The 22,060-nt window shown below is 34.5% G+C and carries 15 protein-coding genes; 7 read left to right on the plus strand and 8 right to left on the minus strand.

Annotated features, from left to right (window positions below; genetic code table 11):
- Position 1: 1 nt before the first annotated feature.
- From AC4PRO_RS09920 to gcvP, 4 genes are all read right to left on the minus strand, one after another.
- On the minus strand, positions 2–1,060 hold the full coding sequence (locus AC4PRO_RS09920) for a 3-oxoacyl-ACP synthase III family protein (protein WP_492117248.1): 1,059 nt from the start codon (positions 1,058–1,060) through the stop codon (positions 2–4).
- Between the two features lie 436 nt (positions 1,061–1,496).
- Positions 1,497–3,038 (minus strand): DUF6770 family protein, encoded by a 1,542-nt coding sequence (locus tag AC4PRO_RS09925; protein WP_074724557.1) that lies wholly within the window; start codon positions 3,036–3,038, stop codon positions 1,497–1,499.
- 19 nt (positions 3,039–3,057) lie between these two features.
- Positions 3,058–4,404 (minus strand): M48 family metallopeptidase, encoded by a 1,347-nt coding sequence (locus AC4PRO_RS09930; RefSeq protein ID WP_175460305.1) that lies wholly within the window; start codon positions 4,402–4,404, stop codon positions 3,058–3,060.
- Between the two features lie 100 nt (positions 4,405–4,504).
- Positions 4,505–7,348 (minus strand): aminomethyl-transferring glycine dehydrogenase, encoded by a 2,844-nt coding sequence (gene gcvP, locus AC4PRO_RS09935; protein WP_074724555.1) that lies wholly within the window; start codon positions 7,346–7,348, stop codon positions 4,505–4,507.
- A gap of 135 nt (positions 7,349–7,483) precedes the next feature.
- Here gcvP and AC4PRO_RS09940 point away from each other — a divergent pair, with 135 nt between their 5' ends.
- Positions 7,484–8,296, plus strand: a complete 813-nt coding sequence (locus AC4PRO_RS09940) for a hypothetical protein (RefSeq protein WP_492117249.1) — start codon at positions 7,484–7,486, stop codon at positions 8,294–8,296.
- Positions 8,297–8,406: 110 nt separating this feature from the next.
- Here the strand turns inward: AC4PRO_RS09940 and AC4PRO_RS09945 are convergent, their stop codons facing one another.
- Complete coding sequence (locus AC4PRO_RS09945; RefSeq protein ID WP_492117250.1) at positions 8,407–10,434, minus strand: M3 family metallopeptidase; 2,028 nt, start codon at positions 10,432–10,434, stop codon at positions 8,407–8,409.
- Between the two features lie 223 nt (positions 10,435–10,657).
- Between AC4PRO_RS09945 and AC4PRO_RS09950 the strand changes: the two genes are divergently transcribed.
- Positions 10,658–11,326, plus strand: a complete 669-nt coding sequence (locus tag AC4PRO_RS09950) for a hypothetical protein (protein ID WP_492117251.1) — start codon at positions 10,658–10,660, stop codon at positions 11,324–11,326.
- Between the two features lie 77 nt (positions 11,327–11,403).
- Here the strand turns inward: AC4PRO_RS09950 and purE are convergent, their stop codons facing one another.
- Both purE and AC4PRO_RS09960 read right to left on the minus strand, forming a co-directional pair.
- Positions 11,404–11,892: a 5-(carboxyamino)imidazole ribonucleotide mutase gene (gene purE, locus AC4PRO_RS09955; protein WP_074724551.1), complete on the minus strand. Its 489-nt coding sequence runs from the start codon at positions 11,890–11,892 to the stop codon at positions 11,404–11,406.
- A gap of 49 nt (positions 11,893–11,941) precedes the next feature.
- Positions 11,942–13,099 carry a 5-(carboxyamino)imidazole ribonucleotide synthase gene (locus AC4PRO_RS09960; protein ID WP_492117252.1) on the minus strand — a complete coding sequence of 386 codons (1,158 nt, stop codon included), beginning with the start codon at positions 13,097–13,099 and terminating at the stop codon, positions 11,942–11,944.
- Between the two features lie 1,264 nt (positions 13,100–14,363).
- Here AC4PRO_RS09960 and AC4PRO_RS09965 point away from each other — a divergent pair.
- Together AC4PRO_RS09965 and AC4PRO_RS09970 are read left to right on the plus strand one after the other, a co-directional pair.
- A complete protein-coding gene (locus AC4PRO_RS09965) occupies positions 14,364–17,774 on the plus strand; it encodes a T9SS type A sorting domain-containing protein (protein ID WP_492117253.1) in 3,411 nt (1,136 codons plus the stop codon).
- Positions 17,775–17,858: 84 nt separating this feature from the next.
- Positions 17,859–18,692: a hypothetical protein gene (locus tag AC4PRO_RS09970; RefSeq protein ID WP_492117254.1), complete on the plus strand. Its 834-nt coding sequence runs from the start codon at positions 17,859–17,861 to the stop codon at positions 18,690–18,692.
- A 225-nt stretch (positions 18,693–18,917) separates the two neighbouring features.
- On the opposite strand, the gene AC4PRO_RS09975 is transcribed toward AC4PRO_RS09970, so the two are convergent.
- Positions 18,918–19,448 (minus strand): HEAT-like fold family protein, encoded by a 531-nt coding sequence (locus tag AC4PRO_RS09975; RefSeq protein ID WP_492117255.1) that lies wholly within the window; start codon positions 19,446–19,448, stop codon positions 18,918–18,920.
- A 110-nt stretch (positions 19,449–19,558) separates the two neighbouring features.
- Between AC4PRO_RS09975 and hpt the strand changes: the two genes are divergently transcribed.
- The 3 genes from hpt (at position 19,559) to AC4PRO_RS09990 (ending at position 22,030) form a co-directional block, all read left to right on the plus strand.
- Positions 19,559–20,089, plus strand: coding sequence for a hypoxanthine phosphoribosyltransferase (hpt, locus tag AC4PRO_RS09980; RefSeq protein ID WP_492117256.1), 531 nt, complete (start codon positions 19,559–19,561; stop codon positions 20,087–20,089).
- 22 nt (positions 20,090–20,111) lie between these two features.
- Positions 20,112–20,684, plus strand: coding sequence for an adenylate kinase (locus AC4PRO_RS09985; protein ID WP_492117257.1), 573 nt, complete (start codon positions 20,112–20,114; stop codon positions 20,682–20,684).
- 122 nt (positions 20,685–20,806) lie between these two features.
- On the plus strand, positions 20,807–22,030 hold the full coding sequence (locus tag AC4PRO_RS09990; RefSeq protein WP_245744989.1) for a hemolysin family protein: 1,224 nt from the start codon (positions 20,807–20,809) through the stop codon (positions 22,028–22,030).
- Positions 22,031–22,060: the final 30 nt, after the last annotated feature.

Consider the following 22,060-nt stretch of genomic DNA (forward strand, 5'->3'; position numbering starts at 1 on the left):
CTTAGTATCTGTAAACAAATGCATTGACATTCATTCCACCTCCAACAGAAGCAAATAGTAGAACATCGCCTTTGCTGATTTTTTGATCTTTTATTTCGCCTCTAATTAATAGGTCAAAGAGAGTAGGTACTGTCGCGACGCTGCTGTTTCCTAACTCATGAATACTCATGGGCATAATGTCTTGAGGAACGGGTCTGTCATAAAGTTTATAAAAACGTTGTATGATTGCTTCGTCCATTTTCTCATTGGCTTGATGAATAAGAATTTTTTTGACATCGTCAATGGCAACACCACTTTTGTCCAAACAGCTTTTCATTGCAGCAGGAACTGTAGTTAATGCAAATTCATAAATTTTACGACCGTGCATTTTTATATATCTCGTATCGGTGTTTATTTCTGGGTTGTATGATTTTCCAAAAAATAAATAGTTAGCTTCCTCCATAGCATAAGTACCACTTTCATAGGAAAGCAATCCTGTTTCATCATCAGAAGCTTCTATAATGGAAGCACCAGCGCCATCTGAATAGATCATGGAATCTCTATCGTGGTCATCCACCACTCTTGATAAGGTTTCAGAACCAATAACCAAACAACGGCGTGCCATTCCTGATTTAATGTAGGCATTTGCTTGAAGCACACCTTCAATCCAGCCGGGGCATCCAAAAAGGATGTCATAGGCAACGCACTTTGGGTTTTTTATTTGTAATTTATTCTTAACTCGGGTAGCCAAGCTTGGAAGTGTGTCAGATTGGGAAGTACCATACTTTACGTCGCCAAAATTATGCGCAAAAATAATGTAATCGATAGTTTCAGGGTCGATAGCTGCGTTTTCGATTGCTTTTTTGGATGCCAAAAACGCTAAGTCAGACGAGTTCAAATTGTCGTTGGCATACCGCCTGTGCTCAATTCCAGTTATGCTTTTAAATTTTTTTATGACCACGTCATTCGGATAACCAAAAGGTGTACCATCTTCATTCAAAAAAACGTGATTACTAAAGTCTTTATTACTTACTTTTTTCTCAGGAATGTAACTTCCTATTCCAGTTATTTTTATTTTCATCGGTTTGTTTTCCAAAAAATTTATGCTAATTTAATGATAAAAAAATGATTATAGGCATGTTATTTACTATGCATGCATATAATTATAGAATAATAATTATTTGGCTAAAATACTGATGATTTTTTAATAATTATTCGAAAATACCATAGTTTTTTTAGTATTGATTTAGGGTCGGTTGATTACTGTTTTTTTTGATAGAAAAAACATGTGATATTTATAGGCGGAAAAATAAAAAAATAAAATGCCTCGATAGTCTCGAGGCATTTTATAGTTATTGGTAATGCTTGATACTACATATACGCTTCAATAGGAGCGCAGCTGCAAACTAAATTTCTATCTCCGTATGTTTCGTCTACTCGACGAACACTTGGCCAGAATTTAGTATTGGCTACATAGACTATTTGGAAATAACATAAATATAGTTCCTAAAGTACTATTATTTTATATTCAGCTTTTCTAAATGTAATAGTATTTCTTTAGATTTTTTATTGTATTCCAATAGCAATACATTTCCGATTTTAGCAGGCAAAATGCGAAAATTAGAATCGTTATTGCTTAAATATATTTTGTCTTCGGTTAATTTTCCTTCATCATAAATAATTGTTTTAAATGCATTTTTATTTTTTTCGCCTTTCAATCTTTCATAATCGATGAAACACGCGTAAAAACGATCGTTTTTTTTGTCTAATTGAGTGTATTCATAATCAAATGCACCGTAAGCTTTTAATGCGTGTGCGTTTAATTGAGGACTTCCAAAATCAGATAAACTAGGAGCTCTTGATTTTCCTTTTTCGAATTCTTGAATTCCAGTAAGTTTAAAATCGACATTAAATTTAAATATTACAGAGTTAGTTATAGTCAATTGTGTAACTGATGCTCCACCACCGCCACCACCTAAAACGGATAGCGCGGTAAGTGCTATACCACCAGCGCTTGCTGTTCTTTTGTAGAATTCTCCAATGGCATAATAATCGTTGCTTTTTGTTCTTACAATATTATGAAAATAGACATATCCTTTATCATCAATGTAATTACCATCTACCTTTGCGATTTTTGCAACATCTTCTTTCCAGCTAGTGAAGTTTTCTTTTAATGTTTGTCCTGAGGAATTTATAACTTCTGTAAATAATCCTAAACTTTTATCGTCAAAAATATTATCACCTTCTTTGAAGTACTCACCCATTAAAACAATATTACTGTCTTTGTCTAGAAATGCATTGTTTATTATCCTAGGCTTGCTAATTTTACTGTACTCTTTTTCGAATAATAATTTACCTGTTTTTACATCTATTACTTTAGTTTTTATTGTAAATTTCCTTGATAAAATACCTGGTTTGGATGCTTCTAAAGCAACAATTACTTTATCGTTTACTTCGATAGGATTTATGGATAAAATTTCTTTTGAGTCTTTTGGGGAACTATACTCCCATGACTGTCCGCCATCAGTAGGGTAGTATGCTAAAGAATAACCTATTTTTTTATTGTCGATAACTCTATTGAAAATGAATCCTTTATTTTCTACAGGAAATAATACGTTAAAATCTCCAGATTGCTGCATCGCTAGAATGTAGCGAATTTCTATAGATTCGAGAGGAATTTCAATGGTTGGCTTTTGTTCTGCTTTTTTGTCAAAGGTCAACAAGGTTATTTTTTTTTCTTTGATATTTGCCATAGCAAATATCATTGCTTGATTGTTAAAAACACTTTTCATTAAAAAAGTGTTTTTATTGTCAATGTATTTCTTTTTAGCAACTTCAACTAGATTTTTGTCTAAAATTTGAATTGCAAATTCGCGGTCTCCTTTTTTTAGTTTATCTAATTCATAGAAGAAATAATAACCATCAACATCTTTTTCTTTATCTAAAATTGAACCTGAATTTTTGACGATAAATGTATTGACCTGTTCTATTTTGCTGGTCTGCGAAAATGTTAAATTAGCCAAAATGCCTGTTAACAGTAGAGTAAGGGTTCTTTTCATAATTTGTTTGTTGATTGTATTAGTTTTGATTTAAATTTTTGAAGAAATTATAACTGTCCTGAAATTCAGGGTCGTTTTTAGATAGCAACTCGTTTTTTTTGCAAAAATAGTAGCCTATTTTTTTTATGTTTTTAAGTTCAAGATTGTTTAAAAATAGTCGTATTTCATTAATAGAATTTTCTTCAGAGAAAGAGTTTAATGGACTAATATATTTGCCAAAAAGATGCTTTTCTTTTAGATCATATAATTTTTTTAACAAGTTGGCCACCTCATTAATGTATTTTTTGTCATCTAGTAGGCCTTTTTCGTGAAGTGACAATAATTGGTATAAAGTGAAATCTAATTTTAAGTCGTCAGAAAATATTTGGATACTATTCTCATACGTTCTTTTTTGAATTGATTCGATTTCATTTGTATTGGAATTAGATGCAACAATTATATTATTCCGATTCAGTTTTTCAATTCTTAGGGGAATGTCGGGATGTGTTTTTATGGAATCTTTATCTATTTGTAAATCATTTGCACTTTCAGAGAGGTTAAATATCTTATCCTCCTTTTCTATCCAGGATTCTTTAAATGGGTATTGTTCAAAAGAAAAGTGAGTCGTTAAATTAGTTGGGTTATTAAAAATCATTTCGTCAGAAAGATCTAGCTTTTTAAGGATATCTACTGAAGCATGTTTATTGTATTTGGTCTTGTTAAACAAAATATATCCGAGAGAATCAGCTTGGGTCTCTGCAATTCTACTTCGCTTCATGAAATTAAATTTTAAGTCTTTCAGTAGCGATGTTATAGCTGATCTCCGACCGTATTTTTTATTGGAGGCCGTATTGATTTGTTGTTTGACGTCCTTAGAGCTGAATGTTTTGATGTAATTCTCAAGGGATTTGTCATTATGTTTCAAAATATGATGTGATAATTCATGACAAATAATATAAGCCATCTCGTCATCAGTTTTAATAAGATTGAACATACCTAGGTTAACAGTGTAGATGCCATTCCCATAACATGCAGCATTAGGAATTAGGGATTTGTTAATCAAGAAATAAAAATCCTGGGTTTGTATTTGGGGGTTAGAATGGTATATTTCTGCAAGAATTTTATTTAAATAGGTATGGATTTTTTCGTCAAAAATAAATGTACTGTCTTTAATGCTTTTTAAAAAATGAGTTTTTCTTTCTAGAAGTATTTCCTTTACCCTCTTTTGTTGCTTAATTTCGAAACTAAGTATTTTATTATTAGTTACCTTATTAAGGTAGTTTTCTATTGAGTCAACATTATTTGGGGAGTAACTAAAATCTTTTTTCTGCCCTTGAATGGAGCAAAACCATAAGATAAATAATAAGCAGCTTAGATTTTTTTTCACAGCGTTTTGTAAGAATTGATTTGCCAATGCAAGTGTAATAAAAAAGTCCCGATTTCTCGGGACTTTTTTAATTATTTATTTTGGGAATGTTAATTTAGTTTTACATATACGCTTCAATAGGAGCGCAGCTGCAAACTAAATTTCTATCTCCGTATGTTTCGTCTACTCGACGAACACTTGGCCAGAATTTGTTATCTGAAACATAGTCTAGTGGATAAGCTGCTTTTTCTCTTGAATACGGTAATGTCCAAGAATCAGCAGTTAACATCGATAAAGTATGAGGTGCATTTTTCAACACATTATTTGGTTCGTCTGCTGATGCTGCTTCAATTTCTTGACGAATTGAAATCATAGCGTCACAAAAACGATCTAATTCAGCTACATCTTCAGATTCAGTTGGTTCAATCATTAAAGTTCCTGCAACTGGGAAAGAAACGGTTGGCGCATGGAAACCATAATCCATTAAACGTTTTGCAATATCCGACACTTCAATACCATTTTCTTTGAAACTTCTACAGTCTAATATCATTTCGTGGGCTGCTCTTCCTTTTTCTCCAGAGTACAAAATTGGATAATGTGCTTCTAAACGTGCTTTCATATAATTTGCATTTAGAATCGCGTATTTAGTAGCGTTTGTAATCCCTTCAGATCCTAGCATACAAATGTACCCGTAAGAAATTAAACATACTAAAGCAGAACCATAAGGAGCGCCAGAAACAGCAGTAATCGCTTTTTCTCCACCTACATGAACTAATGGATTACTTGGTAAAAACGGAACTAATTTTTCGTTTACGCAAATTGGCCCAACTCCCGGTCCACCACCACCATGAGGGATAGCAAAAGTTTTGTGTAAGTTTAAGTGACAGACATCAGCGCCAATAGTCGCTGGATTTGTTAATCCTACTTGCGCATTCATGTTTGCACCATCCATATACACTAAACCACCATTATCATGAATGATTTGTGTGATTTCTCTAATAGCACTTTCAAAAACACCATGTGTAGATGGGTAAGTTACCATTAAGCAGGACAGTTGATCTTTATATTGAAGGGCTTTTTCTCTTACGTCTTCTACATCAATATTACCGTTTTCCATCGTTTTGGTAACGATTATCGTCATTCCAGCCATCGCAGCCGAAGCAGGGTTTGTTCCGTGAGCCGAAGCGGGAATTAAACAGATTTTTCTTTGGTCATCCCCTCTTGAAAGGTGATACGCCCTAATAGTCATTAATCCGGTATATTCTCCTTGCGCACCAGAGTTTGGTTGTAATGTAGTGCCGGCAAAACCTGTAATTACATTCAATTGATGCTCTAGTTTTTTAAGCATTTTAGTGTACCCTTGCACTTGATCTAATGGAGCAAATGGATGGATAGTATTCCAGTAAGGCATACTTAAAGGCAGCATTTCAGCAGCTGCATTTAACTTCATGGTACAAGAACCCAAAGCAATCATTGAATGGGTTAACGACAAATCTTTACGTTCTAATCTTTTGATATAACGCATCAAACTAGTTTCAGAATGATGATTATTGAAAACATCGTGTTTTAAAAACTCGGTTGTTCTGTTTAAGCTCGTTGGATAGTTATTTTCAATTGTGTATTCACTTACTTCAAAAGCTTCTTTCCCTAATGCTTCAGCAAAAACAGTAATTACTTCGTTAATATCTTCAAACAAAACCGTTTCGTTTAGCGAAATAGAAATCGTTTCGTCATCTATATAAAAGAAATTGATTTCGTTTTTTTCTGCAATTGCTTTAACTTTTTTAGCATCGGCTTTTACCACAATGGTATCGAAGAAATAGGTGTTCGTTTGTTGAACGCCTAATTTATTTAGCGCATCAGCCAAAGTCACTGCCATTGAGTTGACTTTGTTTGCAATGTATCGCAATCCTTTTGGTCCGTGATAAACAGCAAACATTCCTGCCATTACAGATAGTAAAACCTGAGCAGTACAAATGTTAGACGTTGCTTTTTCACGTTTGATGTGTTGTTCACGGGTTTGTAATGCCATACGCAAGGCACGATTTCCGTCAGCATCTTGTGATACACCAATGATTCTTCCTGGCATAGAGCGTTTGTACTCGTCTTTTGTAGCAAAATAAGCCGCGTGTGGTCCACCGTAACCCATTGGTACTCCAAAACGTTGCGTGGTTCCAACTACTACTGCAGCTCCCATTTCACCTGGAGGGGTTAACTTTACTAATGATAAAATATCAGCAGCAACAGCCACTTTTATGTCATTTTCAGCCGCTTTTTTGATAAAGTCAGCATAATCGTAAACTTGACCGTATTTTCCAGGATATTGAAGGATTGCTCCAAAAAATTCATTTGAAAAATCAAATTCCTGGTGATTCCCAACTACTAATTCTACGCCGATAGGTGCAGAACGGGTTTGTAAGACGGATAAAGTTTGAGGTAATATTTCTTCAGAAACGAAGAATCTATTAACATTTTTTTTCTTTTGATCTCTTGAACGAACATCAAATAATAAAGCCATTGCCTCAGCAGCGGCAGTACTCTCATCTAATAAAGATGCATTGGCTATTTCCATTCCAGTTAACTCAATAACTGTAGTTTGAAAATTTAAAATTGCTTCCAGTCTTCCTTGAGCAATTTCTGCCTGATACGGTGTATAAGCAGTGTACCATCCCGGGTTTTCAAAAATATTTCTTTGAATTGCCGGTGGGACAATTGTGGGGTGATAGCCTAAACCTATGTACGATTTGTAAACCTTGTTGGTGCGACCTAATAATCTAATATGATTAGCATATTCGTATTCAGTCATAATATGCTCCAAATCCAAAGGTTTTTTCAAACGAATATCAGATGGAATAGTTTCGTTAATTAGTTGATCTAAAGTTTCAACACCTATGGTTTCTAACATTTTAGGTAAATCGTGATCTCTTGGTCCTAAGTGTCTTAAAGCAAATGAGTCTGTTTTCATGTAAGTGTAGTAATGTTGTGTTTTCAGTAGTGCAAAAATAAGTATTATAAACAATCTAAATCAGGTTTTGGACTGATTTTTTATGAAATTTTCAACTAAATGGTGTATTTGTTTATAATTGATTAATTTTGTTTAATGATCAGTTTTAAAAAAGTATTTGATTTTTATATCAGGAGTAGCATTCACGTGGCTTTATCCGTGTATGCACTAGTGCGAATGACATATTTTATGTTCCACATTTCTGCTGATCAAGGCATGGCTAATTTTGCTTTTTTTGGAACGATAGTGGGTTATAATTTTGTGAAGTACGATGCTTTGGCAAGAGCCCAAAAAAAACAAATGCGAAATGAGTTAAAAATCATTGCCGGATTGAGTCTACTTTCGTTAGTGGGAGTAGGGTATTATTTTTTTCAATTGCAGTTAATAGCGCAACTGGTTTCTTTTGGTGTTTTAGCATTGACACTGTTGTATACACTGCCTTTTTTTCCAAATAGAAGGAACGCCCGAAATTGGGCAGGAGTGAAGATTTATATTGTGGCTTTGTGTTGGGTAGGGGTTACATTGGTTTTGCCTTTGGTTAATGCACATATTGATTTAGGACTCGATTTCTATCTCAAATGCATCCAACGTTTTATTCTCGTTTTTGTGCTGATTCTAATTTTTGAAATTCTTGATTTAGCTAATGATGATCCACATTTACAAACGGTACCACAGCAAATAGGAGTGAGAAAAACAAAGATGGTTGGTTTGTTATTACTGATTCCTTTCTATTTTTTAGAGTTTTTGAAAACTAATTTTATAAAAGAGCAATTAATCGTAAATGCAATTCTGGTTCTAATACTTTCTTTGTTTTTGGCTTTCGCCAATGAAAAAAGGTCTAGGTATTATTCTACTTTTTGGGTCGAAAGTATTCCTATTTTTTGGTGGTTGATGGTGGTGTTTTTTTAAGAAAATTGATTTGGTAGAGAATGATCTGTTTCATGACGTTTTTGAAATAAAAAAACCGAAGCATTTCTACTTCGGTTTGTATTAAAAAAAAATAACCTACTTGCTTAAATCTATAAAAGACCCGCTCTTTTCAACAAAGCGTCTGGACTTGGTTCATGACCTCTAAAGCGTTTGTATAAAATCATAGGATGTTCAGTTCCTCCTTTAGAGAGGATATTGTCTTTAAATTTATCAGCAACTTCTTTATTGAAAATTCCTTTTTCTTGGAAGAACTCAAAAGCGTCAGCATCGAGAACTTCAGCCCATTTGTAGCTGTAATAACCAGCGGAATATCCTCCTTGGAAAATATGAGAAAAAGAGGTGCTCATTGCATTTTCTTTTACTTCAGGATATAGTTTAGTGTCTGCAAATTGTTCGGTTTCAAAAGCTTTAATATCGGTTATCACCGAAGGATCTTGTCCATGCCATCCCATATCTAATAAGCCAAAGCTCAACTGGCGCATGGTTGCCATACCTTCTTGAAAATTGGAGCTTTCCTTTATTTTTTGAACTAATTCAATAGGTATGATTTCGCCCGTTTGGTAATGTGTTGCAAACAAAGCCAAAGCTTCTGGTTCGTAACACCAGTTTTCCATTACTTGGCTTGGTAGTTCTACAAAATCCCAATAAACAGATGTTCCGGATAGACTTGGATAAGTTGTGTTGGCTAACATACCGTGTAATCCATGTCCAAATTCGTGAAATAAAGTAGTCACCTCATTAAAAGTCAATAAGGAAGGTTTTGTCTCTGTAGGTTTCGTGAAATTACATACGTTTGAGATGTGCGGTCTTTCGTTAATTCCGTTTTTTACAAATTGTGATTTGTACGAAGTCATCCAAGCACCATTACGTTTTCCTTTTCGAGGGAAAAAATCGGCATAAAAAATAGCAACTAATTCGTTTTTTTCATCCGTTACTTCATAAGTAGTCACTTCTTCGTGGTACTTGTCGATATCAAAAACTTCGGTAAACGTTAAGCCGTATAATTTACCAGCGATAGCAAAAGCACCATTAAGCACTTTTTCCAGTTGAAAATATGGTTTTAATTTTTCATCATCTAAGCTGAACAGTTCTTGTTTTAGTTTTTCGGAGTAATATGCGCCATCCCATTTCTCTAGTTCTTCTAATCCATCTAATTTTTTGGCGAAAGCCGTTAAATCAGCAAATTCTTTTACCGCAGCGGGTTTTGCTTTTTCCAATAAATCCAAAGAGAATTTTTTTACTTTCTCCGGACTTTCAGCCATTCTTTCTTCTAGTACAAAATCAGCGTGAGTAGCATATCCTAAAAGTTGTGCTCTGTCGAAACGCAATTTGGCAATTTTAAAAACATTTTGTTGGTTGTCCAATTCATTGTTTTGAAAACCTTTGGCTCCAAAAGCAATCGCCATTTTTTTACGCAACTCCCTGTTATCAGCATAAGTCACAAATGGAACATAGCTAGGGTAATCTAAAGTGAAAATCCAACCTTCTTTTTCTTGGCTTTTCGCCAAAGAACGAGCGGCTTCTATGGTGCCTTCTGGTAAACCTGACAAGTCTTTTTCATCCGTAAGATGCATTTGAAAAGCTTGGGTTTCGGCTAATACATTTTCACCAAACTGCAAACTTGTCTTTGATAGTTCCTTGTCAATTGCACGTAGTTTGATTTTTTTGTCTTCGGTTAGATTGGCTCCATTTCGAGAAAAACTTTTATATTTTTCGTCCAATAAAGTAGTTTGCTCCGGGTTGAGGTTCAAAGTTGCTTCTTGTTCGTGTACAGCTTTAACTTTAGCAAATAACTCCGCATTCAATCTGATATCGTTCCCGAAATCGGATAATAACGGAGAAACTTCTTGAGCGATTTTTTGAATTTCGTCATTGGTTTCTGCTGAATTCAAATTGAAGAAAATGCTTGAAAGACGATCTAGTGTGTAGCCACTAAAATCTAAGGCTTCAATGGTGTTTGTAAAAGTAGGGACCTCTTCGTTTTGTACAATCGCATCGATTTCGGCTTTTGCCAAGGCTATTCCTTCGGTAAAAGCGGGAAGAAAGTCCTCGTTTTTTATTTTAGAAAAAGGTGCTGTATCGTATTTGGTATTAAATTTCGTCGTTAATATTTTCATTAGGTAGTCATTAATTTAATTCGTTGAAACGGAATGTTTCTAATTGCAAAGGTAGCGATTTATTAAAAAAAGGAGATTACAAAGCAGCAGTGTTTTCAAGCTTTAAGCTACAAAGGTTATGTTATAGAAATGTTATTTATTTTTCTAGGCACTTTAAAAAGCCTAAATTGTAAAATTAGATAAGGTTTTGAATAAGCTAATTAGTAACAATAATATATAAGTAATGAATTATCAAATTATAATAAAGCGCATTGATACTGTAAACGAAGTGGAAGGGTATTGGTCAGATGAAGATTATATCCAGTTATTAGAGAAATTTAATTTTCCAGATGCAGCTACAGCCGAAAAAAAGAATTTACCAGAATTACTAGAAATGGCCATATCTGATTATGAGCCAAATGAAGCTGCTGAAATTTTACTTGCTTACAAACTGGGGGAAGAATTAAATGAGGGGCAAATTGAGCAAATTTCGCATAATATGTTAATTGATAAAGTATGTGAAGAATATCCTGAAATTCATATGCAAGCAAGATTGTTTCATATCAATCAATTGCTTTATAAAGCCTATAACGGAAAATTTCCTAACACCAAAGCGTCTGTTGTTCATTTCTCAATGACACCAACTGATGGTGAAGTCAAAGAACTAACGGCTGAAAACGTATTGAAATTATTGAATAAAGGGTTATCTGATAGAAATTTAATCAAAAGATTATTTGAAGACCAGATGACTAAAAACATTCCTTTTCCTACTGCCGAAGGTATTGTTTGGGAACTAAACACAGCCGATAATGTAAACTTCAGCTTGGTTACCTCAGAGAATTGGATTAATAATGAAGATATAATAGCATCTGAATTTGAAAGTGTTCTTGAAGAAATTGAAGAAGAGGACTAATTTGAGGCAAAATATAAAACGCTTTAAAAACAACAAAGGCTTCCATAATAGGAAGCCTTTGTTTATATAAGGAAGTGTTATTTTTTTAGTAAACTTTCGGATGCAATAATTACAGATTCTTTTAGTCCTAATTTATATTGTATCACTTTTTCTAAGATTGCTTTATCATGGCTTCCTATGATCTGGGCGGCTAGTATTCCAGCATTTTTAGCGCCGTTTAAGGCTACAGTAGCTACGGGAACGCCTCCAGGCATTTGAAGGATTGATAAAATACTGTCCCAACCATCAATAGAATTACTTGATTTTACAGGAACCCCAATTACGGGTAATGGTGACATTGAGGCGACCATTCCAGGTAAATGAGCTGCTCCTCCAGCGCCGGCAATCACAACCGAAATTCCTCGAAGATGTGCGTTTTGACTAAAATCGAATAACTTTTCGGGTGTTCTATGTGCCGAAACAATATCTACTTCGATTTCGATTCCGAAGCCTTTTAATACTTCGATGGCGTCTTGCATTACGGGCATATCAGAGATACTTCCCATTATTATGGCTACTTTGCTCATTGTGTTTTTTGTTTGTAGTTTATTGTGTTTAACCGCTGCTGTAAATTGATTACTGCAAACTAATCACTCTAATTGTATTCTTTACCTCTTCGGCAATTCTTCTTGCTTCTTTAATATCGCTATTTACGATAGTTACATGTCCCATTTTTCTAAAAGGGCGTGTTTGTTTCTTGCCGTAGATATGTGGTGTAACCCCATTCCAACCTAATATTTTTTCGATGTTTTCGTAAATAACATTTCCAGAGAATCCTTCCGCACCCACTAAATTAACCATAATTCCGGCTACTTTACTATCTGTGTTACCCAAAGGTAAATCAAGAATCGCTCTAAGGTGATTTTCAAACTGTGAAGTGTAGCTAGCTTCAATGGAATAATGTCCTGAATTATGAGGTCGTGGTGCGACTTCGTTTATTAAAATTTCATCATCTTCTGTTTGAAACATTTCAACAGCCAATAAACCTACATGATTGAATTTCTCAGAAACTTGCAAGGCGATTGCTCTTGCTTTTTCGGCTACTTTGTTATCAATTCTTGCGGGACATATCACATATTCTACTTGATTGGCTTCTGGGTGAAATTCCATTTCGACCACCGGATACGTTCTGATTTCCCCTGAAGGATTTCGACAAACAATAACAGCCAATTCATTTTTGAACGGAACCATATCTTCGGCAATACATTGTACATTGGGAAGCTGGTCTATATCTGAGATTTGTCGGATCACTTTTACCCCGTTTCCGTCATAGCCAAATTCAGTACATTTCCATACAAAAGGCATTCTTAATTTAGAATCTAACATTTCAACAACTAGGCTTTTTAAATCATTAAAACGCTTATAATTTGCTGTTGGGATTGCATGTTCGGCATAAAAATCTTTCTGAGTCCCTTTATTCTGGATTAGTTTTAGTGTTTTTGGCGAAGGATATACTTTCAACCCTTCGTTTTCTAATTTTACTAAAGCGTCTAGATTAACGAGTTCAATTTCGAACGTTAAAACATCGACTTTTTTTCCAAAATTGTAAACGGTATCAAAATCCATCAAATCTCCTTTGAAGAATTGATCACAGGCAATTTTGCAAGGCGCTTCATCACTTGGATCCAAAACATAGGTTTGTATATCAAATTTTCGGGTATCAAACAAAAGCATTTTGCCCAGTTGACCACCACCTAATATTCCTAGTTTAAAATTAGAAGAAAAATAATTCATTTGTTTTAGTTATTGTTTGTTAACGGTCAAATGCAGTCGCTACGCTCGTGTCATTGTGTAGTTGTTTTTTACTGGCAAAGATACTTTATATACACCAAATGCGAAAATCCTATTTTATTTTCTTTAGTATTCTAGTTTTATCAATTATAGCCAGCGGATTGTTTATGGTAGGTCATAGATCATAGGCTTTTTAATTTTTAAGTTAATTAAATAGCTTGTGGAGTTTAAAAAAAGGTATTCATAACTGATTTAAATGAGTAGGTAGTTAATACTTTTGTTCGAAAGTCTAAACTAGTAGTTGTGTTGAAAATTTTGGTACACCTAAGAAATGATTGTTTTAAAAAGTGTAAATTTTAGTGTTTAAAAAGAATAGCAGTGCAATAATAAAGTTTTTACTGTTTTGGTAAGACGTTTGATAACAAAATAAGTTTCATGACAATAAATAGCCGTTTCGTAACATTTTTTTTCCTAGTCCCTCAACTGCGGTTTAATTTTGATTCATAAAATAAGACAAAAGTTCTTTTTTACAATAATTAAGCGTGTTTGATTTAAGAATACACTAACTACATTATTGTCAAGGTGATTTAATAGGTAAAAAAATATAATTTTTGAATTGAAGTATTTGATAAAAAGTTCTGTTTTGAAAGGGTTTTACACCAAAAAGAGGTGTGTTTTGTGAGAGGGTAATAGTGTCGGTGAAATAGGACTATGAAACTTCGAATAGTTGCCGCATTTTTAATGAAAGACAAACGCTACAATACGATAAGACGTCGGTGGTGAGGTTGTACTTGAAAAAGCAAGTATTAGCATGTCAGACTACTATAATTTAATAAACTTAAATTCATCTATTTAACAATAAGTTAACACAAAACGTATTTAATCAGTTTTATAGGTACTTTAACGATAATGTAGTTAAGTTAGGATAAGTTTTATATTATATGTAACGAATTGGTATAAAAACAAGAAAAAAATTACATATTTTTGTTATTCGAGATTTGTAAATTCATAAAATAAAAAGCTATGGCGCTACTAAGTTGTAAAAGTTTTTACTTTAAATACTATTCATTATTGATAGAAGTTAGAAGGCTGTTTTCTTTGAAAAAATTAGAAGAATGTTAAGCACATTCTCTTTTTGACAATTTTAATCTGTAATAGAGTGCGCGAATCTGGCTTACATATTTAAAAACAACAACAAAAAAAGTGTTATTCCTTTTTGTTGCTTGAAACAAAGAAGGAATGACAAGAAATAACTAAAAAAATTACTATGAAAAAAAAATTACTCAAAAAATTATTGATTGTATTACTGCTATTTATGGGAATGCCTGACATAGATGCTCACGGAGTACAAGTGGTTTATCGCGAATTAAGCAATGGGTATGTTCGACTTTACATCGAACATTGGCATGGACCTTTGGATTTCAGTATGTTAAGTGCTGCTGATGGTATGAATATTACTACAATGTATGGGTCTAATTCGAGTACTGCAGATGTTGCTCCTTCAGGTGTTGCTAATAACACGCCTTTTGCTAGTTTACCGGGTACAGGTACTGCGCTTACTGTATTAAGTTCTTGCGCCGTTGAAGCAAATAGTAATAACAATTGGGTTTATTACGATTTTGCTCCAGCTGTTTGTGGAGTTCAAATCACGATCACTTTAAATTATGGACTTAGTGCGACTTTACAAGAAGCGTGTGCTAATTTGTATCCAGTTTCTTTCAGTAAAACTTTTGTTGACGTGCTTCCTCCGGTAATAACTAGTCCAGATGTAATAGTGGATAGTTGTATCCCTGCAAGTGCGGTCTATACTGCAAGTGCGATTGACGCTTGTGATGGAAGTCCAATTATAACATACGATTTACCTTCAAGTTCGATATTTCCATTGGGAATAACTCCTGTTACAGTAACGGCTGAAGATAATCTCGGTCATAGATCTTCTAGTATCTTTAATGTTGTTGTTGGTGATATATCTGCTCCAGTGGCAAATTTAGTTACTTTAGGAGACATAAAAGCAGAATGTAGTGTAACAAGTTTAGTTTCACCAACAGCCACAGACAACTGTTCAACAGCTACCATATTAGTAACAAACGACGCTGTTTTCCCAATTACAGGAGAAGGAACAACGACAGTTGTAACATGGACTTACGATGATGGAAACGGTAATAGGAGTACACAAACTCAAAATGTTATTATTAATGATATTACAGCTCCAGCTCCAATTTTGCTTTCTGGAAGTGTTACACTTACACCAACTCCTGGATCAACATCTGGTTGGTCACCATATGTTTGGAGTTTTGTAGATCCATTACCTGTTGGGGCAGTAGTTGTAGGAATTGATATTGACTATACTGCGGTAGACCAAGGGTGGGGAGGTACTGGTTTGTATAGCAATTTGAATGTTGCTGGACAATATATTGGTGGCGGACAACTTTTTCATACCGCTAATAGTTTTAATTTAAGTTATTCGGGTTCCGTTAGTGCGTATAATTATGGAGGGACAAATTCTTTAGAAATGTACTTTGTTGGTTGGGGAGGCTGGAGAGCAGATTGGTTAAGTGGAACAATAACGATTCACTATATTTATAGTCAATTACCTACAATATTATCAGAATGTAGTGTTGTAAGTTTAGTAGCTCCAATACCTACAGATAATTGTACTGCGGATGTAATAGTTACGAATAATGCTGTTTTTCCAATTACGGCACAAGGAACGACTGCTGTAACTTGGACTTATGATGACGGAAACGGAAATACAAGCACACAAGTTCAAAATGTTGTTATTAATGATGTTACTGCTCCAGTTGCGGATGTTATGATATTAGGAGATGTTATCGCAGAATGTAGTGTGACAAGTTTAGTGGCGCCAACAGCAACTGATAACTGCTCTGGGATTGTGTCGGTATCCCACAATGCGGTTCTGCCTATGACATTGCAAGGATCAACAGTTGTAACTTGGACTTATGATGACGGAAACGGAAATACAAGTACACAAGTTCAAAATGTTGTTATTAATGATGTTACTGCTCCAGTTGCTGATGTTACGATATTAGCAGATGTTATCGCAGAATGTAGTGTAATAAGCTTAGTTGCTCCAACAGCAACTGATAACTGCTCTGGCATTGTTTCGGTATCGCACAATGCGGTTCTGCCTATTACATTGCAAGGATCAACGGCTGTAACTTGGACTTATGATGACGGAAACGGAAATACAAGTACACAAGTTCAAAATGTTGTTATTAATGATGTTACTGCTCCAGTTGCGGATGTTACAATTTTAGCAGATGTTACCGCAGAATGTAGTGTTACAAGCTTAGTTGCTCCAACAGCATCTGATAACTGCTCTAGCAATGTGATGGTATCACACAATGCAGTTCTGCCTATCACATTGCAAGGAACAACGGTTGTAACTTGGACTTATGATGATGGCAATGGTAATACAAGTTCACAAACACAAAATGTTGTTATCGATGATATAACTCTTCCTTCAGTACTGGGACAGAGTATCACTGTAGCTTTAGATGCTACAGGAAATGTGACGATTGCCGTAGCAGATATTGATAATGGTTCAACGGATAATTGTGGAATCAGCCGAATTGAACTTGATAAAACTGCTTTTACATGCGCTAATATTGGAGATAACACCGTTACTTTAACTGTTACCGATAATAGCGGAAACGTTGCTACTCAAACAGCAATTGTAACGGTTGAAGATAAAGTAGCGCCAGTAGTTCTTACCAAAAACAGTACAATTCAACTAAACGCCTCAGGAAACGCCTCTATAACTGTAGCTAACGTAAACAATGGCTCATCTGATGCTTGCGGCATTACTACTTTGACATTAGATAAAACAACTTTTACTTGTGCTAATGTTGGCGCTAATACAGTTATATTAACGGTTACAGATAAAAACGGAAACGTTGCTACTCAAACAGCAATTGTAACGGTTGAAGATAAAATCGCTCCAGTAGTGTTTACTAAAAATATTACAGTTCAACTAGATGCTTCATCAAATGTATTGGTAGCTGCTGCCGCAGTAAACAATGGTTCAACAGACAATTGTGGTATAGCTTTATTAGAACTTGATAAGTCTTTATTTAGTTGTTCCGATGTTGGAGTGAATACGGTTACTTTAAAAGTTACTGATAACAGCGGGAATATTTCTTATGGAACAGCTACGATAACAGTTGTAAATAGCCAACCTAATTTAATTAGAAAACATTTTGATGATGTTATCTTTTTTGATAATAGTTCTAATAGTTTTAAAGCGTATAGCTGGTATAAAAATGGAGTTTTAGTTTCGGGTCAAACGGCTCAATATTTTAAAGATAACGGAGTTTTAAGCGGAACATATTATGCCATGGCTACAAAAGTTGATGGTACAGTAGTTACTACTTGTCCTTTGACATTCTCTCCTTCAGTAGAAGTAGAATATTTAAAGATTGCACCTAACCCTGTTAGAAGTAATTCAGTGTACCAACTTATTGCTAACGTTGAGGCGGCTAAATTGCAAAATGCGCGTGTTACGGTGTTTAATATACTTGGAACGCTAATGATAGATACGGTTGTTGATAATAACACAGTAGAGATGGTAGCGCCAAGTGTTGAGGGGATTTATATTGTAAAACTAACCTTAGCAAATGGTAAATATTTTACAAAAAACCTTTTAGTTAAAAATTAAAAAAAATCAAGTTATTAAGAGTAAGAAATCCTCATTTTATAAGAATGGGGATGGATTATTCTAATAGTAAAAATAGAAAAACATATGAAATTTGATGTTAAGTATATAGTAGGAGTTGCGGTAATTCTATTCTCTACGGGAGTAAAAGCGCAGTTTTATGTGGGTGTGCAATCTGGAGTTGCAAATATTCAAAGTGATGTAAAAGGAGTTACGGCAGCGCATGAAATTGGAGGAGCAATAAAAGTAGGGTACATCTATTCATTGACAGATCACATAGGGATTGGATCAGGAGTAGAGTTTGCACAATACAAGCAAAAAGTATCTTTAAATCAAGGATCAACAACATTAACCAATTATGAAGTTGATCAAACGGGCTCTGCATTTGCTTATAGTGTGACAACAGGGAATTATAAAGAATCTCAAACACTGCAAGCTATTCAGATTCCGCTTTTTTTGCAGTACAAAAAGAATATCAACAAAGGAGTTGATTTTAATTTTAGAGCAGGTGTTAAGTATTTTCTACCTGTAAATTATAAGATTGAATCTTCGGCAGTATCTGTAAAAGGGAGTGGGTATTATCCTGATGTTAATTTATACATTGATAATTTGCCTGAATATGGTTTTGGGAATCAAACTAATTATTCTGCATCTGGAGAGTACAAAACCAAAGGTATTTTGATGAGTACTTTTGAGTTGGGGTTTACGTTTGAAATGGGCGCAAAGAATGCTTTGTATGCTGCGATGTTTTTGGATAGCGGGTACGGATCAATCATTGACCAAAAACAAAATGAGTCCTTTGTAGGTTATAATCCAACATCAGCCACTGATAGAAAAGCAAACGGATTGTATAGCACGGACAAAGATGCAACTGTTAAACCTGTTGCATTTGGTTTAACATTGGGATTGAATTTTCAATAAACAAAGTGTTATTATTTAAAACAAAGTAAAGCTAGAAACGCGCCAAAGAATTTCTAATTCATTTTAAGTGTTAAACGAGTGATTGTTTTGGAAATAGTTTTTGTTTTTATTTAAAAATATTTAGAGGCTACCTGTTTATTCGGGCAGCCTCTTTTTTTGAAGTAGTTTCTCAGGGTAGTGTTTGTTGGTTAAACGTCTTTTTATACCCTTCGGTTAGGGAAAATCCTATTTTATTTTCTTCAAAATTTCTCTAGCAACGGCTTTGTAAGCAGCAGAATGTTTGTGGTAGTCTTCAATAAGAATGCGCCGTAATTCAGGATAAATCCAATCGTATTTTTTACCTTGTAAGTACAAAGCCCTAATGGAGTAGGCTTTTGTAGCTACTTTGCGGTCTTGGCTAATCAGCCAGTCAAAGCAGCTTTCGGTAATTTGTTGTTCTTGCGTATTTGTTAAAGTAAGGTGCGTACACAAGAACATGCAAATTTTTGAAACAGCACGTGTGGCACTTTTATTTCTAAATTTTAAAAGACTAAGACAAAATAGAGGAAGATGATTCGTAAGTAGATGGGGTTCTTTTTCGAGAACTAATTCTAGAATCCAACAGGCTTTGTGGTGGTTCTTGTCGGCTACGTTTAAAGCCAGTTCGAGTAAACCAGGAAATAAGTCGGGATTGGCTAAAATGTGTTGGGCATTTTCGTCTCTACTGATCCGATAGGCAGAGCTATTGGCTATATTTTTATAAAGTTCGTTATTCATCTTAGGGTAAAAACATATTATTTTCAAATGTACGGTATTCTTCTGGTTCTAAATCTGGATTCTCAACTCAGAAATTCCTATATTTGCGAATTATTTTAAATAGGATAATAATGATTCAACTTCACGATAAACAATTTGTTCCGTTTATTTCTGCTAAAGAAATAGAGTTTGCAATAACAAAAATGGCAGCGCAAGTAGAAGCCGATTTTGGCGATGAAATTCCTGTATTTGTAGGGGTTTTAAATGGTGCTTTCATGGTTGTTTCTGACTTTATGAAAGCCTATAAAAAGCCCTGCGAAGTTAGTTTTTTAAAAATGGCTTCTTATGAAGGAACCTCTTCGACAAATGAAGTAAAACAGCTAATCGGCTTGAACCAAGACTTGACAGGACGCTCTGTTGTTATTATCGAAGATATCGTTGATACGGGTAATACATTGGTGGAATTAAAAGAATTATTCAAAGCGCAAAATGTAAAGCATTTTAAAATAGCAACTCTTTTCTTTAAACCAGAAGCCTACAAAAAAGATATCAAAATCGATTATGTTGGAATCAGAATTCCAAATAAATTTATAGTAGGTTTTGGTCTTGATTATGATGGATTAGGAAGAAATTTACCAGAAGTATATAAACTAAAACAATAACTACAACTACTCAACACACATTATGATCAACATTGTCTTATTTGGAAAACCAGGAGCGGGAAAAGGTACTCAAGCAGAATTTTTGAAAGAAAAATATAAATTAACTCACATTTCTACTGGTGATGTTTTTCGTTTTAATTTAAAAAACGATACGGAGTTAGGGAAACAAGCCCGAGTTTTTATGGATGCAGGAGATTTAGTGCCTGACGAATTGACAACTAAGATGCTTATTGATGAGGTGAACAAACACCCGGATACGAATGGTATTTTATTTGATGGATATCCAAGAACGATTTCACAGGCTACTGCTTTAGACGAGTTTATGAAATCGATTAATTCTAAAGTTACTGCTACGGTAGCATTAGAAGCTGATGATGAAATTTTGATTCAACGTTTGCTCGAAAGAGGAAAAACAAGTGGAAGAATTGATGATCAGGATGAAGATAAAATTAGAAATCGTTACCAAGAATATAATGAAAAAACAGCGCCTTTGATGCAGTATTACAATGAGCAAGGGAAGTTTTATGCCGTTAACGGAATAGGAAGTATTCAAGAAATTACGGAGCGTTTAAGTACCGTTATTGATAATTTGTAAGAGGCATTTCCCGCTGTACGCTACTCTCGACCTAAAAGGCGAGATTCACTGTCATCTGTGCCAAAAAATATATGGAGATACTAATAATACTTTTTCTAATTCTATTGAACGGAGTTTTTTCCATGTCGGAGATAGCATTGATATCTGCCAGAAAGAATAGATTAGAAACATCAGCAAAAAAAGGGAGTAAAAGTGCTCAAGCCGCATTGGATTTGGCTAATGCTCCCAATAAATTTTTATCTACTGTACAAATAGGAATAACCCTAATAGGGATTCTTACGGGTATATATAGTGGAGATAAAATAACGACAGATGTACAAACATTCGTCGCTGGTTTTGTAATATTGAAACCGTATGCCGCTTCTATAGCAGTAGGAGTTGTAGTAGTAGTATTAACTTTTTTTTCATTGGTTTTAGGGGAGTTACTTCCTAAAAGAATTGGGCTAAACCATCCAGAAGCCATTGCTAAGAAAGTAGCGATGCCTATGAAGTATGTTTCAATTGTTACGGCGCCATTTATTTGGTTATTGACGCATTCAACAGAGTTTTTATTAAGGGTATTGCAAATAAGACCGACTGCAGATGGTAAAGTAACCGAAGAGGAAATTAAAGCCATCATTAAAGAAGGTACTGAAGGTGGAGAAGTTCAAGAAATAGAACAAGACATTGTAGAGCGTGTTTTTCATATTGGTGACCGAAAAATAAATTCATTGATGACTCACAGGAAATCAGTTGTTTTTATACCGTTGCATTCTGGAAAAAGCGAAGTAAAGAAAGCCATGCTTGAGGAGTTACACTCGATATATCCTGTTTATGATAAGGATGATGATGATATTGTAGGGGTTGTAAACTTAAAAAATATCTTTGCTCATATAGATGATGAAGATTTTAATTTAAAAGATATTATGACTGATGCTCCTTTTATGATGGAGTATACCACTGCTTATAAAGCGCTGGAGAAGTTTAAGAAAACGGGTATTCATTATGCCTTTGTATCTGATGAATATGGTGTTTTTCAAGGGGTAATCACTTTAAACGATATTCTGGAAGCACTAGTAGGAAACGCATCTGATTTTTATAAAGATGATTTTCAGTTGGTAGAGAGAGAAGACGGAACTTGGTTAGTGGACGGACATTATTCGTTACATGATTTTCTTACGTATTTTGAATTGGATGATTTGGTAGGGGATTATGATGTAACTACCGTTAGTGGTTTAATCATGACGGAACTCTCGCATATTCCAAAACAAGGAGAGAAGCTAATTTGGCAAAAATTTGAGTTAGAAGTCATTGATATGGATGGCATAAAGATTGATAAAGTAATGGTGAAATCATTGCGAATATAAAATAGTTTGCAGTGTTTAAAGTGTTAAAAA

It is taken from the genome of Flavobacterium sp. DW-iso2, from assembly GCF_058725285.1.